Genomic DNA, 17,308 nt, shown 5'->3' with positions numbered 1-17,308 from the left:
AAGATTTACTTTATAAACTGTCTCTTATGCCTACCCAAAGCTGCATAATTTGGGCAGACGACAGGCGGCGTTATACATTAATAAGTGTATCTGCAATACCGGACTTGTTCTGGCTTAGTCTCAATAGCAAAGGTTTGGAGATGTTTACTTTATCAGAAACTTCTATCCTGGCAGCAATCCTACTGTTAGCTTTAGGCATTTTGGGCTGGGGCTTTTATCGCGCCAGACCTTTTGGTAAGCTGGGAATCTTAGCCTGGTTACAGTCGGTGGTGTTGATGACTCCCTGGCTTCTGTTTTTTGGATTGTTTGCCGCAGGGATTTACGTCAATATAGCGGGTATATTGTTCTTAATAGTGACTTCCGCTGGATTGTACATCTACTTGGGCAGACAGTTACGCGCCGCTGGGCAAGATGACATCCTTAAGCAACGCGCAACAGAAAGGCTTGCTGCTGCTTCCTCAATTGAAGCAAATTCCCCACAACCAACAGCAGCAGAACAAAAAGCGGAGATTCCGCCAATACCGGAAGATGACTTGAATGCAATTAAAGGTATTTTCGGTATCGATACGTTTTTTGCCACAGAAACCATCGCCTACCAAGACGGAGCCATTTTCAAAGGCAATTTGCGGGGAGAACCAGAAGAGACTCACAACCGTCTAACGGCAAGTTTACGGCAACGCCTTGGTGATCAATATCGCCTGTTTTTAGTGGAAAATACAGATGGTAGACCAGTAGTGATTGTCCTGCCGAGTCGCAATGATCCCCGGCCGATGTTGTTATCGCAAAAAGCTTTTGCAGGTATTCTGTTGATAGCGACCATTGCCACAAGTTTAGAAGCTGCGGGATTACTGCTGAATTTTGATTTCTTTGGCAATCCAGCGCGGTTTCAAGAAGCTTTGCCCATCGGTGCTGGGATATTTTCGATTTTAGTCGCTCACGAAATCGGTCATTGGTTACTTGCGCGGCGTCACCAAATCCGCCTTAGCTGGCCTTTCTTTCTACCCGCAGTGCAAATTGGCTCTTTTGGTGCAATTACCCGCTTTGAATCTTTGTTGCCCAACCGCAAGGTATTATTTGATATCGCCTTAGCAGGGCCAGCCGCAGGTGGTATCGTTTCTTTGTTAATGCTGGTGACAGGCTTGCTGCTTTCCCACCCAGGTAGTTTATTTCAATTGCCCAATCAGTTTTTTCAAGGGTCAATTTTGGTGGGAAGTTTGGCGCGAGTTGTCCTTGGTTCGGCTTTACAGTCATCCCTGGTAAGTGTTCATCCCTTAGTGATAATTGGTTGGCTGGGGTTAATTATCACGGCTTTAAACTTAATGCCCGCAGGACAACTAGATGGTGGCCGGATTGTTCAGGCGATTTATGGACGCAAAACCGCAGGACGGGCAACGATCGCAACTTTAATTTTACTGGCGCTAGTGTCTCTCGGTAATATGATTGCCATGTACTGGGCGATCGTCATTTTCTTCTTACAACGAGATCAAGAACGCCCCAGCTTGAATGAAATTACTGAACCCGATGACGCTAGAGCCGGTTTGGGGCTTTTAGCTTTATTCTTGATGATTACTACCCTATTACCTCTGACTCCAGGTTTGGCTGGGCGTTTGGGAATAGGATAGAGAGTGCTGAGTTAGGAGTTGGGAGTTAGGAGTTAGGAGTTAGGAGTTAGGAGTTGTAGGGACGCGATTAATGGCATCTCTACAACTCTCCACCTTTCTACGGTTTCCAACCTGCTAGCAAATTCGGGTAAGCCGTTGGTGTCGGGAAAATTTTCTGGAAGCCGAGTTGACGTTCTTGGGGCTTTTCTTTGCTCATGTTCCAGAGGGTTTCATAGAAAAAGAAAGAGACTCCAGCAAAATTGCGATCGCGTGCTTTTTGCACTTGTGTTTGAATCTGCTGCATCGGTACAGACCGATTTTTCAACCCAGCTAAAATGCCAATACTGACCGGAATATGACGCTGTGCGGCTTTCACTTCTGGGTATTCTAATTCCTTAACAAAAACATTTAAATCATCACGATAGATTTGCAAAACCAAATCTTCAACAATTCCCATGCGTTCCCACTTTTGCCAGTCTGCTAAAAAGTATTCGTAGGAAAAACGTTGAGGATTAGGAGCAACAGAAACTAGGCAATTTTTTTTAGTAGCTTTAATAGCTGTAAATACCCGTTTCATAAAGTCGGTGATTTTGTTCGCTCTCCAGCGCACCCATTCTGGATCTTTAGAGTTTTTGGAGGGAGCTTTACCACGGTGTTCTTTTTTGTAAAGCGCCACCGTATAAGCATCGTATCCTAATTCTGATGGTAAGCCAAAATGGTCATCAAATTGAATGCCATCGATATCGTAGTTTCTGACAATTTCAACGATTAAATCTTGAATAAATTGTTGTACTTCTGGGCGAAAGGGATTTAGCCAAACGCGATTATGTGTGCCTTCTTTGATAATCCGCGTCCCGTCACTCTTACTGGTGAGCCATTGGGGACGATTTTTAGCTAATAGAGAATCCGCTGGTGCCATGAAGCCAAATTCAAACCAGGGAATTACTGTTAACCCTTTTTGATGTCCTACATCAACAATTTCTTTGAGGATATCTCGCCCTTGGAGTCCGGGTGTTGGATCGAGCGATCGCCCGATAACTTTTTGAGCAACTTTGCTAGGATACAATGTATACCCCCAATTCCAAACTGCCGGATATATGGTGTTAAAATTGAGTTCGTCAAGGCGTTGCAAAGATCCCTTGAGGCGATCGCGCTCAAATAACACATCACTATCAATATTTGTTAACCACACCCCCCTTAATTCAGATGTGGGCGTTTGTGGCAAATTAATTTGAGCGTTCAAAGGGAACGATAGCATTACCGTAGCTACCACGCTCAAGGTAAGCATAACGACAAATAACCCCGACTTTCTGCTTTGGCGAATATTCCACCAAGAAAGAAACTCAACACACCACTTTATAAACCTTTTCATCATTTGGTTACAGACATCATCAAATTATGAACGATCAGCATAAATAGCGATCGTTTCGATTGTAAGCGCTAAAACAATCGTCATGAAGTGCATACACCAGAAAACATGAAAGAGGGAGTGTGGACTGGGGATCGTCAATCTTGCCCTTGCCAATCCCAGCTATCAGCTAGTGATTGTCAATTATAATACGAGCGATCGCACTGCGAAAGTCCTGACTCTGATTACAATTTTAGAATGGGAACAATCATTTTCAAAGCTTTGGCGTCAGAGGTGATAGAAAACTACTTGAAGCCGACAAGACATTTTTTGTTAATCTCTATGATGCGACGAATGCTGCGATCGCTAAAGACTTTCCTCGTTCCCAGTCTCCGACTGGGAATGCATTCATTGAGTCTCTGACTCAATGTCTGAGTAGAGACAGTAGCCCCTCATAACTCATTCCCATGCTCTGCATGGAAACGAGATAAACAATGGTAAAAGTACCTCGCCCTTTGTTTGAACGTTTGCGGCACATTGCCGTTTATGCCGCGTAATTTGATAAAGTCGAGCTTAGAAAATAGTCAATCTGTATCTACCGCGTTCCTGTGGATTCTTAGAAGTAACAACTATATAGTAAGTATCATCTTCAGGCAACCTAGCTCGGTCAATTAAACCAGTGTACACACCATTTTTGTCTTTGTCTTTATCGATAGCGATCGTCTGTCCTTGAGAATTTAGCAAAGCTACGTAAGGAGAAAACTCTTCATCAACACTATCTACACGAATACTAACAAGCTGATTTTTTCTTCCTTGAAAATTGGAAATATTGTAAGCGCCGCCATTTTGTTTCAGGGTTGAGCTTTTAGCAGTTAGTTGACCTGTTTCATCCAAAGTATAACTAGCTCTATCATTCCTCAGAGCCAAACTATAGCGACCTATCTCACCGGCATCTCGGCTAGTAACTGCAATCTTATAAGTGCCACTGACAGGTAATCGTGCAAAAATGAATGCATCATCACCACCACTATTTTTATCCAAAGTGCCTTTTTTGACGATGATATTATTATCAGGATCGTGCAAAAACAACAAAGGATTTAAACTCAAGTTATTTGTCCTGCGTGTGTCATTACTACCAATCAGCCGAATTTGGACTAATTGATTTTCTCTACCTTCAAACTCATAGAAATGAAAATATCTACCTTGAGATTGAAAGTCATCCTTACTTAAAATACCCAATGCCACATCTACAAAGTTAATCTCCTTGTAAGTAGGTGTCGCAGGTTGAGAAACTGGTGGACGGTTGGCACTAGCTTGGCGACGTGTCCCTGAATTAGAACTAGCTTGACGACGTGTCCCTGAATTAGAACTAGCTTGACGACGTGTCCCTGAATTAGAACTAGCCTGACGACGTGTCCCTGAATTGGAACTAGCTTGGCGACGTCTCCCTGAGTTCGCACTGGAACTATTGGATGTTGGCTGTGAATTTGCTGGCTGAGACGATACACGAGGAGACTGCTGTACTGGTGACTCAACAGATGTCTTCGGTCTTGGAGATATTGACGCTTGAGAAGGAGGAATTTGCTCAATTCCTTTCGTTACTGCTTCTGGTTGTCTCTCATCTGGTGATTTAGCAATTAGAAAGTCTTGATAATTTTGCGGTCTTCCCAAAGCATTGATAGGTAGCAGATTACTCGTGACCAAAAAACTACTACTCAAGCAACAAATAAAAATGCGGCTTAATTTGCGACCATACTTGTGGTTTTCTAATAGCATAATTATGCTCCTAATTTTGCTGATTTTTTATCTTTAAGCGATGGAATTATTTAATTTTTCATTTCCTGTTTCTTTCCAGCAAATAAAACTAACTTATTTTGAAGACTAAACTAAAATTTAGCCTTTGCCCGTCACCAATTTAATGTGCACCCTACCATGCAGCCCAAATTTTTGTCACCATTAAGCCAGAAAAACTATATATTCAATTGAAACTTCTAGAGTAAATCTCAATTTTGTACGTATCTACTGACCTACAACCTGAAATTACTGTTTTTCGGAATTTTGCTCAGATATTTGTGCAAAACTGAGCCGGATGCTGCCGGATTAATAAATTTTAAGCACAAGTAGATTAGATGCCAATCAATTCGTCAAAAGGCATCGCTCAAGCACAACTTTCTCCAAGTTATTTAAATTGTTCAATACCTGATGAGGTAAGGAAATTGGGGATTTGTATGGTGTCTAAGTGATATTTACTAACAAGAGAGATTATACTGCATGACTTAAAATGAATATATACTCCAATTGAAATGGATTCCCAGTATGCTCTGTTGTGTGAATCCCGATTGCCAAAAACCCCTAAATCCTGACAAAAACAACTATTGCCACAGTTGTAAAGCGGAATTGATACCCTTACTGGGAGGTCGCTATCGGCCTACTCAGGTTTTGTCAGACGAAGGCGGATTTGGTAGAACCTATCTAGCGAAAGATGTACATAAACTCAATGAATGCTGTGTTGTTAAGCAATTCGCACCAAAACTTCAGGGAACTGGGCCACTAACAAAGGCCGTTGAATTATTTAAACAAGAAGCTAGCCGACTTCAAGAACTGGCAGAACACCCGCAAATTCCAACTTTATTGGCTTATTTTGAGCAAAATAGCTATCTATTTTTGGTGCAGCAATTTATCGATGGACAAAACTTGCTCAAAGAATGTGAAACGCGGGGAACCTATAACGAAACAGAGATTCGTCAACTTTTGCTAGATTTACTGCCGGTACTGAAATTTATCCATCAGCGGGGAGTGATTCACCGGGATATCAAGCCACAGAATATTATTCGCCGTCAAAGTGATGGGCGATTAGTGCTAATTGATTTTGGGGCTTCCAAAGTCCTGACGGCAACAGTACAAACTAAAATGGGCACTGTTATTGGCTCACACGGTTACACTGCACTTGAGCAGATGCAAGATGGAAAAGCTTATCCAGCCAGTGATTTATTCAGTTTGGGGGCGACTTGTTTTCATCTACTGACTGGGGTTCGCCCATCTCAACTGTGGATAAAGCAAGGTTATGGTTGGGTTGGGTCTTGGCGGCAATATTTGACCAACCCAGGTAAGGATGAGGTTTCTGTATCTATAGAGTTGGGTGAAGTTTTGGATAAGCTGTTGCAACTAGAAATCCCAAAGCGTTACCAATCGGCTGATGAAGTCATAACAGACTTGACATCTCAGCTATCACCATTGTCATCAGTTCCCCCAACTATACTTACACCAACATTTACAGCCACCGCAGCAAACAAAGGGCCCGTTTCATCAAAAACAAATATCAAGCTGAAAAGTCAACTGCTGCTAGGTTCTAGCATTTTAGCGTTGGGATTAGGGGGAGTTTGGTATTTCCAGAATCGCCCCCATACAATAAGCGAATATTCTGAGCCTATTCCTGAACCTATTTCTGAGCCGATTCAGTCCCAAAAAAGCAAAAGCGTCTCGGAAAATTATTTTCTACCCAAACCCCTGAAGGGACATTACAGCGATGTGAATTCCGTAGCTTTCAGTTCTGATGGTACAACCCTGGGTAGTGCCAGTGATGATAAGACAATCAAGCTATGGAATCTGGCAAGTGGACAGGAAATCCGCACCCTAAAAGGACATTCCAATTGGATTTGGACTATAGGCTTCAGTCCTGATAGCAAGACCCTCGCCAGTGGTAGTGCGGACATGAAAATCAAACTGTGGAATTTGGAGACAGGAAAGTTAATCAGAACTTTGGAGGGACATAGCGATGGAATTACTTCCGTCGCTTTTAGTCCTGATGGCAAAACCCTTGCTAGTGGCAGTGCTAGTAAGGACATGAAAATCAAATTATGGAATCTAGAGACAGGAAAGTTAATTCGCACCTTAGAAGGACATATCAATGGTGTTCCATCTGTAGTTTTCAGTCCTGATGGCAAAACCCTCGCTAGCGGTAGCTGGGACAAGACAATTAAATTGTGGAATGTGGAGACAGGAAAGTTAATCCGCACCTTAGAAGGCAATGCAGAGTCGATTCTTTCAGTCGCTTTTGCTCCCGATGGCGTCACCCTTGCCAGTGGCAGTAGAGATAAGACAATCAAATTGTGGAATGTGAAGACCGGAAAGTTAATCCACACTTTAAAGGGACATAATGATAAGGTTAATTCTGTTGCTTTTTTGCCAAGCAAAAGTTCAGATGGTGTCACCCTTATCAGTGGCAGTAGTGACAAGACAATCAAATTTTGGAATCCAGTCACAGGAAAGGAAATCCGTACTTTAGAGACGGGTTCTGGATATATTTATGCTGTTGCCATTAGCCCAGATGGACAAACTATTGCTGGTGGTGGTAGTGGTGAGAACATTCTCAAGATTTGGCAGATGATTAATTGAAAAGTGCTGATAGTGAAGATTCGGGATAGGTGTCCACTTTTTCGCATTGCATCCCATAATATTTAGTTTGGCTAAAACCTCAGCTAAGTCGTAGCTTCAAGAGATGATATTACTGAGGACTGTTTTATGATAATATTTTTTACGTGATCAGGATTTTAGCTTAAAAAAATATCACAATCCCTTTTTCAACCTACCTGCAAGTGTGGATTGAATATAGGTTTTTTGTTGTCAAAAAATATCCACAACTAAAAGGTTATGATTAATATATTTTTCTTGCTAATACTATTTTCTTCGCTTCTAGGGCGGATTAAATTTCCGGGAATAAATATTGGCATTCATTATTTATTACTTCCTGCATTTAGCTTTGGGATAATCAGTTTATCTACCAAAAATATACCAGAAGTTTTAAGAAAGCATAGAATCATTTTAATATCTATCAGTCTACTGTATTTGTGGATGTGGCTCTCTTCATTCATGAGTCAATTTCCCAATACTGCAATTCTTTATAGTATTAAATATTCTACTTACTTTATATTGTTTTTTGCTTTTTTAGTTCTAACTTTTAGACATTTAAAAACCTCATCGTTAACATTTTACTATCGGTGTATATTATACTTACTACAAGTAATTGCAGTTTTTGGTTTTTTAGAAGCTTTATTCCCCAATCACTGGATTTTTGAATTATTAAAATTTCCAAGTTATTATCCCCAGATTGGTTCAATCATGCAAAATCCTAATCAGTTTGGGGTAATAGTTGCCATTGGATTATGTTTGAGCCTAATTTTAGAAAAACAGAACAATATATCTAAACTTGAATTGTACATAAGCGAATTTGTTTTTCTCATTTCTCTAGCTTTATCTGCTAGCAGAAATGCTTGGTTAGTTTTGATTTTTGGGTTGTTTCTTTTATTGATATATAAAATTATCAGTATTAGAAAAATGATTTTTATTATGAGCTTATGGCTTTTATGTATCGTATCCATACCAGTATCTACATATAGAATTGGTTTGGGAGATAGTAAAATATTTCCCTTAATTAATTTATTTGTAAACAATGCCAGCGAAATAGAGCTTCCTAGTCCTGTAGGAACAGCTTTATCAAGGTTTGCACTTTGGCAGGCAGCTATTACTGAAACTATTAAAAGACCGATTACTGGTATAGGTGTAGGAGTTTTTGCAGAACATATAGGAGTGAAAGTTTTTGGAGTTAAAGGTTATCACGCACATAATATATTTTTAAATGTATTGGTAGAACAAGGAATTATCGGATTATTGTTATTTACTAATTTTTTAGTAAGAGTAGCATCTTATCTTAAATATGCCAATCCTGTGACTATCATTCCAATTATGATGTTTTTAGCATCTCAAATGCCAGATTTTTTTGCCGAAGACTATACTTTTACAACTATTGAATTTTATTTTCTGGCAGCAGCTATCAATTCTCAAAAAGATTTTGTTATTGAATCAAAACCTCAAACTATTTACAATGTTCAAAAAACCCGCAATTGATAAACGTCATTTCAACTTAATATTTCCGAATATATTTGGTTTTAAGGGAGGTATCCAAGTTTACTCAACATTTTTGCTGAAAGCTTTACAAGATGTGTATCCTGATGCTGAGTATGATGTGCTTCTCAAGTATGACAAGCACAATTCAAGACAGCCACAAGACTTGCAATTTTTACCTTCAACAAGATTTCATTATTTTGGAGCTTTCCCAAAATTATTACAAACAATTATGTTTGCCACAAACATAATTGTTTTGGCTATTTTTAAACGTCCTACTATAGTCATATCAACTCATGTTAACTATGCCGTCGCTTGTTATATTCTAAAACTTTTGACTGGGACTCCTTATTGGGTAGTTGCTCATGGCTTAGAAGTTTGGGATATTGAAAATAATGCTACAAAGTTAGCATTACAAAAAGCAGATAAAATTATTAGTGTTAGTAATTACACTCGCCAGCGCTTGCTTCAATCTAATAATATTGACTCAGATAAAGTAGTTATTTTACCTAATACGTTTGATGCCAGTCAATTTAAAATAAATCCTAAACCAACCTATTTACTCAAACGATATAATTTAAAAGATGAGCAGCCTGTAATTCTAACAGTAACGCGATTGGGACGCATGGCAAAATACAAGGGTTATGACCAAATACTTCATGCTTTGGTTAAAATCCGTTTTTATGTCCCTAATGTTCACTTTATTCTTGTAGGTAAAGGAGATGATTTACCTCGAATTAATGCTTTAGTCTCCAGCTTAAATCTACAAGATTGTGTCACTATTGCAGGGTTTGTACCAGATGAAGAATTATGCGCTCATTACAATCTCTGCGATGTTTTTGCTTTGCCTAGTAAAGGGGAAGGATTTGGTATTGTTTATCTAGAAGCTTTAGCTTGTGGTAAACCTGTGTTGGCGGGTAATCAAGATGGTTCTATAGACCCTTTGGCTGAAGGTAAGTTGGGATGTTTAGTTGATCCTGATAACGTAGAAGAAATTGCCCATAATCTAATTAAAATTCTGCAAGGAGATTGCTCTAACCCAGTAATTTACCAACCAGAGTACTTGCAACAAAAAACTATTGAGTCTTATGACTATAGCAATTTTCGTGCGAATTTAGCAAAGTTAGTTGTAGATATTAGTGTCAATTAAAATAAACATTTTGGAAGAATGGACGATTCAGTATTTGTTATATTTCTTGCTTTTGGGTGTATCTGGATTTTGATGGGAGTTGTAGGTTGGATTGCATTTTTAAAATCGGAGGGTGAGGAAATTAAGTTTGGTAAGTGGGGACTTATAGTTGCTATTCCAATCCTAATACCAATAATTGTTTCTCTTATTATTGGTGTATTTTATCACTAGTAAAAATGATATAGTGTTTCCAATATTTTTCGGTTAAGGGGGAAAGGGGAAGGGTTTGAATTTACTTTTCCTCTTTACCCGTCGGGCACATTCACATAAAGTCTTTGAAGGGTTAGTTGGATGGGGTAAAAATTCCGTGGGTTGGCATTATGGCTTGAAACTACATTTGATTATTAACAACAGAGGAGACTTACTTACTTTTAAGCTCACTCTTGCCTGCGCTACCTCCTGCACTTTTTTAGTTCCATCGAACTCACGTTAATTTACGAACTGGCTCAGGCTAAACCTTAGAACAATTTAAACATCTTCTCATCAGGAAACGAAATTAAAATTTGGGAATGAGGTCATTGTCTCCGATACACTCCCCAAAGACAAGAATAAAAATAGCGATTGATAAGGCTTTTTGTTGTCGATGAAACTTTCATTAGTAGTTTGGGAATAATAAATCGTGCCTGAGAAAATTTTTAAATAAATCTCAGCGCATTAGGTGTGTTTTCTCATCGGCAATTCCAGGAGTAAATTGTTCATGAAAGTAAGTTCATCAGGGATTAAGCTAGGTTGTGCAATTGTTAGCAGCACTTGTTTAGCAGCAATGACGATCGCTTTAAGTGGAGCAAGTGCAATTGCTGCTCAATTCATCACAATTCAAAGCACTGGCACATTATCAGGGACTATCGAACTTCCCAGAAACAATCCCAATTTCAATCAAAGTACTACTCGGATTGATACGGATGACACTGGAACTTATTACCGGAACTTAGGAACTAATAATAATCCTGATTATGTTCCTGTATACGAGTCAGACTATTTAAAGGTAGAAACACGCTCTGATGGAAGTCTGCATTACTTTGTTGACTTTAAAGGTATTCCAATTGTCTCCTTTGATGGTGTTCTCACATCGCCGGTTCTCTCTGGTGGTCAGTTGACTGCTTTTCTTTACCAGGGACAATTGCCAGGAACCACATTTCAAGGAGTGGTTCAGGATGAATTTAATCTTACAAAAGCCTTCTATACTGGTACTGTAATCGACCCAGACACCGGAAAGCAGTATCAAGGCACTTTTGAAGTCAGCGGATATGGAGTGCGATATAGCGATCGCAATGGTAGTTCAACTCCCACAGTCTTTGATTTCCAGTCTGATATCCCAGGTTTGCCCAGTGTAACATCCTTGACCATCACTAACGCTACCTTGGCAAGTTTAAGAATCAAAGTACCTATCGATGAAACCTCTATTCCAGAACCCGCTAACATTCTTGGAACCCTAATGGTAGCTGGTTTTGGTATTGTTTTGAAAACGAAGAAAAGACCACTCCCCTAAGCTCGATTTTATCCATTTTCGCCTTCGGGTCATCACGAGGTCATGCGATCGCTAAAAAATGCAGTTTTCCTGCATACATAACATTTAAATAAAGTCTTGGACTGGTTACTTGCACAATACACTGAGACTGCAAGATATTCATCAGTAGCCAGGATGCAGAATGAATTAGAGTAGTGGCGTATTCCAATACGCCACTACTTTTGAATAAAGGGGTTTAAGTAGCTAGCTCAATCTACAATTTAGTGGTTTTCAATTATATGGTTTGCCTGAATTCCTCGGTAATTAACCTCGTCTGAATTCTGAATTTTGACTACTGTATTCTTTTTGAACGCCGTATTAGCACCTACCAAGTATCGGCTGTACGCTTATCATAAGGCTCACCTGTAAAAGGTTGTACGCCAATAACAGGATAAGCATCATCCGTAGGGCCAAAAATCCGCATTGCAGCTTCAGAAATATACTGGGTGATGTTAGCAATGATTTGGGAAATAGCCATAATATTTGGACTCCTTATTTTTGAGTCGCTTTAATTGTGCTACCTCTACTCTAATACTGATATTTAAGGCTGGCTCTAATTCTCAATATATTGAGAATATATGCAATGTTTATTCAGATAACTTCGCAATACTTTAGCTTGTAAAAAAATCAAACTTTTCTCACTCATTGTAATTGTAACATAGTTATTTCTTCAACCCCAGTCTGGAAAATAGGCTGGCAAACAAACTTTCTCTTAAAGGATATTGTTTCTTTTCATTAGCCGCCCTGTCAGATTAACATTATTGCCAGCTTTTACTATTAAAAAACATTAAGTATTTTATAAAGTTAGTATTAATTTGCCGATAAATCTACTGATAGACGGCAATCTCTGAAAATATACTTGCCAGGAGTTGACATTATTTATGGTAAATATTACCATAAATAAAAGAAGCATCTTGTAAGGAAGCTCTTGCATGACAACTTTGCCAGATTTGGACTATGTATATAAACAGCAAAGCCAGCAGAACCAGGAACTAAACCTGTCTGCGGATGATTACAGCTTACTGACCGACCTTTACCAGTTGACAATGGCAGCTTGTTACACAGGTGAAGGTATAGAACAACGACGGGCAAGCTTTGAATTGTCTGTCAGACGATTGCCAGAGGGTTTTGGTTATTTAATTGCAATGGGGCTGACGCAGGCATTGGAATATTTAGCCAAAATCCGCTTTAGTTCCTCGCAAATTGCGGCATTACAAGCAACGGGAATTTTTGCTCACGCAGGTGATCGCTTTTGGTCACTTTTAGCTGAAGGAAAATTCACGGGTGATGTTTGGGCAGTACCAGAAGGGACAGCCGTCTTTGCCAATCAACCACTGTTGCGGGTGGAAGCACCCCTTTGGCAAGCGCAACTAGTGGAAACTTACCTTCTGAATACGATTAATTACCAGACTTTGATTGCGACAAAAGCAGCACGGTTGCGGGATGTAGCAGGGGAAGAAGCAACACTTTTAGAATTTGGAACCAGACGAGCATTTAGTCCGCAGGCTTCCTTGTGGGCGGCGCGGGCGGCCTTGGCAGGTGGGTTAGATTCCACCTCCAATGTGTTAGCAGCGCTACAACTAGGACAACAGCCAAGTGGTACTATGGCACACGCCTTAGTGATGGCGTTATCAGCAATAGAAGGCACTGAAGAACAGGCTTTTAGTGCATTTCATCGATATTTTCCGGGTGCGCCATTGTTGATTGATACTTACAATACCGTTGCTGCTGCCCAGCGCTTGTCCGAAAAAGTAAATTCCGGGGAAATGCAATTAACAGGAGTGAGATTGGACTCAGGAGATTTAGTTACCTTATCAAAACAGGTGCGATCGCTCCTTCCCGGTGTGCCAATTTTTGCCAGTGGTGACTTAGACGAGTGGGAAATTGCCAGATTAAAAGCAGCTGGGGCTGAAATTGATGGTTACGGACTGGGAACACGACTAGTTACAGGTTCGCCCGTAAACGGAGTTTATAAACTTGTAGACATTGATGGCATCCCAGTGATGAAGGAGTCGAGTGGTAAGGTTACTTATCCAGGGCGCAAGCAGATTTTTCGCTCGTTTACGGGAGGTAAGGTAAAAGCAGACAGATTAGGACTCTTAGGTGAAAGTCTTCTGGATGAAGAACCTTTGTTGCAATTGGTAGTGCAGGAAGGTCAACGGGTGCAACCGTTAGAGTCTTTGGCAACAATTCGTCAACGTACCGCAGCCTCAGTTGCCAGTTTGCCACAACAAACACGGCTTTTGGATCATCCTGTGGCTGTAGAAGTGGAGATTTCTGAGGCGTTACGGCTGTTGACTGAAGAAACTAAGAAACGAACCGCAGAGGCACAGAGAACACATAAGTAAAAGTACTCTTTCAGTCTGTCTTAATTACGAACTACGAATTACGAATTACTATGAGAGTTGCTTTGTTTGGAACGAGTGCCGATCCACCAACTGCTGGTCATCAAAAAATTCTGAGTTGGTTGTCTGAGCGTTATGATTGGGTAGCAGTTTGGGCAGCGGATAATCCATTTAAGTCCCATCAAACACCCTTAGAACATCGGGCGGCAATGTTGCGATTGTTGATTGCGGATATAGACGCGCCACGGCACAATGTTGCTTTGGAACAAGAATTGAGTAGCTTTAGAACACTGGAAACAGTGGAAAAAGCGAAGCTTATTTGGGGTGAAGACGCTGAATTGACGTTGATTATTGGTTCAGATTTACTGAGTCAGCTACCACGTTGGTATCGCATTGAAGATTTGTTACAGGAAGTGCAACTACTGATTGTACCGCGACCCGGATATGCAATAGATGAATCTAGTTCAGAGGTAGTGCAAAAGCTGGGAGGGAAGATTGCGATCGCTAGTCTGATCGGTCTAAATGTTTCCTCAACAGCGTACCGCGAACATGGAGATTCTGAAGCCCTCACAGCCCCTGTAGTTGCCTATATTAATCAAGAGCATTTGTACGAATGCCAGGACGTTCCCAAAAAAAGATACCAACTCCGTTAAACCAACAACCTTTGGCCGATTTCAAGGTTGGTGTTGATAATGTAATTTTTTCTGTAGATACTGCCCAAAATCGGCTGTTAGTTCTACTAGTAATGCGACAGCAAGAACCATTTTTAAATCATTGGAGTCTTCCTGGTACTTTAGTGCGTCCAGGAGAGTCTTTAGAAGATGCCGCTTATCGCATTATGGCGGAGAAAATTAAGGTCAACAATCTCTACTTAGAACAACTGTATACCTTTGGCGGGCCGAATCGCGATCCACGGGAAGCAACTGATAGTTATGGTGTGCGTTATCTATCAGTTAGTTACTTTGCCCTAGTGCGATTTGAGGAAGCCGAATTAATTGCCGATCGCATGACTGGCATCGCTTGGTATCCAGTAAAACAAGTGCCACAATTGGCTTTTGACCATAATGAAATTCTGGCCTATGGCCACAGGCGATTACGAAATAAATTAGAGTACAGCCCAGTGGCTTTTGAAGTCTTGCCAGAAATGTTTACCTTGAATGATTTATATCAGTTATACGCCACAGTTTTAGGCGATAACTTTTCTGATTATTCTAATTTTCGGGCGCGTCTACTCAAGTTAGGTTTTTTATGCGATACCGGAATTAAGGTATCACGGGGTGCTGGTCGTCCAGCTAGTTTGTATAAGTTTGACGCCGAAGCTTTTGCCCCCTTAAAAGATAAACCCTTGGTGTTTATTTAGCCAATCACTTGAACGTAAGTTCGATGAACCTCTCCCTCCCAGCCTCCCTCTCCGTTTCGGAGAGGGAGGAGCAACGAGAAATTAATTCAGCTTTTTGCTCCCCTCTAGGCGTCGGAGAGAGGTTGGGGAAGAGGTCAAATAAGACTTGTCGAACTCACGTTACTTTGTAGAGTCCAAAGTCCAGAGTAACTTATGACTCTTGACAAATGACAAATGACCAATGACTAATGACAAATAATATGAAAATTGCGATCGCTCAAATTAATCCTACTATCGGTGATTTGCTTTTAAATGCCCAAAAAATCTTGGAGGCGGCACAACGCGCAGCATCTAGTGGTGCGCGTTTGTTGCTAACACCGGAACTTTCTTTATGTGGCTATCCACCAAGGGATTTATTACTAAATCCTAGTTTTGTGGAAGCGATGGGTATCACTTTACAAAACTTGGCCCAAGATTTACCACCAAATTTAGCTGTGTTGGTAGGAACTGTTGAACAGAACCTCCAAGCACATATTAGTGGTGGTAAAACTTTATTTAACAGCATAGCTTTGTTAGAAAATGGCAAGGTAAAGCAAATTTTTCACAAGCGACTTTTACCTACTTACGATGTATTTGATGAACGTCGCTATTTTGAACCAGGTTTGGAAGCTAATTATTTCACTCTAGATGATATTCATATTGGCGTAACTATTTGCGAAGATTTATGGAATGATGAGGAATTTTGGGGCAAACGTAGTTATACAGTGAATCCGATTGCTGACTTAGCAATCTTGGGTGTAGATTTAATTGTAAATTTGTCTGCTTCCCCCTATACGGTCGGCAAGCAGGAGTTTCGCGAAACGATGCTCAGTCATAGTGCAGTACGTTTTCAACAACCGTTTATTTATGCTAATCAGGTTGGCGGAAATGATGACCTAATTTTTGATGGACGTAGTTTTGCTTTGAATCGGCAAGGTGAAATTATGTCTCGCGCCCGTGGGTTTGACACCGATTTATTAGTAGTTGAATTTGATGAAACACAGCGGGATTTGCAGCTAGGTTCTGTAGAACCGATGTATGAATCGGAAGATGAGGAAATTTGGCAAGCTTTGGTTTTGGGAGTCCGAGATTATGCTCGCAAGTGTCGCTTTTCTAAAGTAGTGTTGGGTTTAAGTGGCGGGATTGATTCTGCCATAGTAGCTGCGATCGCCACAGCTGCACTTGGTAAAGAAAATGTCCTCGGTGTTCTCATGCCTTCCCCTTACAGTTCCGAGCATTCCATCAGTGATGCTTTGGCATTAGCGGACAATTTGGGGATTAAGACTAATCTTTTAGCAATTGGCGAGTTAATGCAAGGCTTTGATCAAACTTTAGGTGATTTGTTTGCGGGTACTGAGTTTGGACTGGCTGAGGAAAATATACAATCCCGGATTCGGGGTAATTTATTAATGGCGATCGCTAATAAATTTGGTTATCTACTTTTATCTACCGGTAACAAGTCAGAAATGGCAGTTGGTTACTGTACTCTCTACGGCGATATGAATGGCGGGTTAGCGGTGATTGCAGATGTTCCTAAAACCCGTGTGTATTCACTTTGTCAATGGTTAAATCGCGATCATCAAATCATCCCACAAAACGTCTTGACTAAAGCACCCAGCGCCGAACTCAAACCAGGTCAAGTGGATCAAGACTCTCTACCGCCCTATGAAATTTTGGACGATATTTTGCAAAGGCTGATTCACAATCACCAATCAGCCACACAAATTGTTGCAGCCGGTCACGATCCGGTGATTGTAGACCGAGTAATCCAAATGGTAGCGCGGGCTGAATTTAAACGGCGACAAGCACCCCCCGGCTTAAAAATCACCGATCGCGCCTTTGGAACTGGTTGGCGAATGCCAATTGCTAGTAATTGGGTTGGTGTCAAAAACGCTTACCAGACTAAAAGCATAGCTACACCTACCTTAGTCTGTTGGGATGGACAAGGTGCTCATCCGCAAATCAAATAATTTTTGTGGTGTATCTAATAGTAAGCTGTAGTCATTACAAAAATCAGTGCGTAATTCTGGAGTAATAAG

At 40.6% G+C, this 17,308-nt stretch carries 14 protein-coding genes and 1 pseudogene; 12 read left to right on the top strand and 3 right to left on the bottom strand.

Features of this window, described 5'->3' with window-relative positions; genetic code table 11:
* The first annotated feature begins 140 nt into the window (after positions 1-140).
* Entirely contained in the window at positions 141-1,622 is a 1,482-nt protein-coding gene (locus tag ACWATR_RS01510) for a site-2 protease family protein (protein ID WP_460340129.1), read from the top strand.
* Between the two features lie 97 nt (positions 1,623-1,719).
* On the opposite strand, the gene ACWATR_RS01505 is transcribed toward ACWATR_RS01510, so the two are convergent.
* Positions 1,720-2,973: a glycoside hydrolase family 10 protein gene (locus ACWATR_RS01505; RefSeq protein WP_460340126.1), complete on the bottom strand. Its 1,254-nt coding sequence runs from the start codon at positions 2,971-2,973 to the stop codon at positions 1,720-1,722.
* A 234-nt stretch (positions 2,974-3,207) separates the two neighbouring features.
* Here ACWATR_RS01505 and ACWATR_RS01500 point away from each other — a divergent pair, with 234 nt between their 5' ends.
* Entirely contained in the window at positions 3,208-3,372 is a 165-nt protein-coding gene (locus ACWATR_RS01500) for a hypothetical protein (RefSeq protein WP_460328819.1), read from the top strand.
* A 150-nt stretch (positions 3,373-3,522) separates the two neighbouring features.
* On the opposite strand, the gene ACWATR_RS01495 is transcribed toward ACWATR_RS01500, so the two are convergent.
* Entirely contained in the window at positions 3,523-4,725 is a 1,203-nt protein-coding gene (locus ACWATR_RS01495) for a pre-peptidase C-terminal domain-containing protein (protein WP_460328815.1), read from the bottom strand.
* A 540-nt stretch (positions 4,726-5,265) separates the two neighbouring features.
* On the opposite strand from ACWATR_RS01495, the gene ACWATR_RS01490 reads away from it, so the two are divergent.
* From ACWATR_RS01490 to ACWATR_RS01465, 6 genes and pseudogenes are all read left to right on the top strand, one after another.
* Positions 5,266-7,344, top strand: a complete 2,079-nt coding sequence (locus ACWATR_RS01490; RefSeq protein ID WP_460328813.1) for a protein kinase domain-containing protein — start codon at positions 5,266-5,268, stop codon at positions 7,342-7,344.
* 255 nt (positions 7,345-7,599) lie between these two features.
* Positions 7,600-8,853 carry an O-antigen ligase family protein gene (locus tag ACWATR_RS01485; RefSeq protein WP_460328811.1) on the top strand — a complete coding sequence of 418 codons (1,254 nt, stop codon included), beginning with the start codon at positions 7,600-7,602 and terminating at the stop codon, positions 8,851-8,853.
* On the top strand, positions 8,831-10,000 hold the full coding sequence (locus ACWATR_RS01480; RefSeq protein ID WP_460328809.1) for a glycosyltransferase: 1,170 nt from the start codon (positions 8,831-8,833) through the stop codon (positions 9,998-10,000). The genes ACWATR_RS01485 and ACWATR_RS01480 overlap by 23 nt, the downstream gene beginning before the upstream one ends.
* 18 nt (positions 10,001-10,018) lie before the next feature.
* Positions 10,019-10,210 (top strand): hypothetical protein, encoded by a 192-nt coding sequence (locus ACWATR_RS01475; RefSeq protein WP_181930207.1) that lies wholly within the window; start codon positions 10,019-10,021, stop codon positions 10,208-10,210.
* Between the two features lie 82 nt (positions 10,211-10,292).
* Positions 10,293-10,427: pseudogene (locus ACWATR_RS01470) on the top strand (transposase); the annotation flags it as partial.
* Positions 10,428-10,736: 309 nt separating this feature from the next.
* On the top strand, positions 10,737-11,528 hold the full coding sequence (locus tag ACWATR_RS01465) for a hypothetical protein (protein WP_460328806.1): 792 nt from the start codon (positions 10,737-10,739) through the stop codon (positions 11,526-11,528).
* A 343-nt stretch (positions 11,529-11,871) separates the two neighbouring features.
* Here ACWATR_RS01465 and ACWATR_RS01460 read toward each other — a convergent pair whose 3' ends face one another.
* On the bottom strand, positions 11,872-12,024 hold the full coding sequence (locus ACWATR_RS01460) for a nicotinate phosphoribosyltransferase (RefSeq protein ID WP_069070042.1): 153 nt from the start codon (positions 12,022-12,024) through the stop codon (positions 11,872-11,874).
* Positions 12,025-12,478: 454 nt separating this feature from the next.
* Here ACWATR_RS01460 and ACWATR_RS01455 point away from each other — a divergent pair, with 454 nt between their 5' ends.
* The 4 genes from ACWATR_RS01455 (at position 12,479) to ACWATR_RS01440 (ending at position 17,239) form a co-directional block, all read left to right on the top strand.
* Positions 12,479-13,894, top strand: coding sequence for a nicotinate phosphoribosyltransferase (locus ACWATR_RS01455; protein WP_460328804.1), 1,416 nt, complete (start codon positions 12,479-12,481; stop codon positions 13,892-13,894).
* A gap of 50 nt (positions 13,895-13,944) precedes the next feature.
* Complete coding sequence (locus tag ACWATR_RS01450) at positions 13,945-14,544, top strand: nicotinate-nucleotide adenylyltransferase (RefSeq protein ID WP_460328802.1); 600 nt, start codon at positions 13,945-13,947, stop codon at positions 14,542-14,544.
* Positions 14,505-15,251, top strand: a complete 747-nt coding sequence (locus tag ACWATR_RS01445; protein ID WP_069070045.1) for an NUDIX hydrolase — start codon at positions 14,505-14,507, stop codon at positions 15,249-15,251. Before ACWATR_RS01450 ends, ACWATR_RS01445 begins: the two co-directional genes overlap by 40 nt.
* A 239-nt stretch (positions 15,252-15,490) precedes the next feature.
* The gene (locus tag ACWATR_RS01440) at positions 15,491-17,239 is read left to right on the top strand and encodes an NAD+ synthase (RefSeq protein ID WP_460340122.1); all 1,749 of its coding nucleotides are present in this window, start codon (positions 15,491-15,493) and stop codon (positions 17,237-17,239) included.
* Positions 17,240-17,308 lie beyond the last annotated feature (69 nt).

Source organism: Nostoc sp. UIC 10890 (genome assembly GCF_054786515.1).
This window is presented reverse-complemented; position numbering and strand designations above follow the sequence as displayed.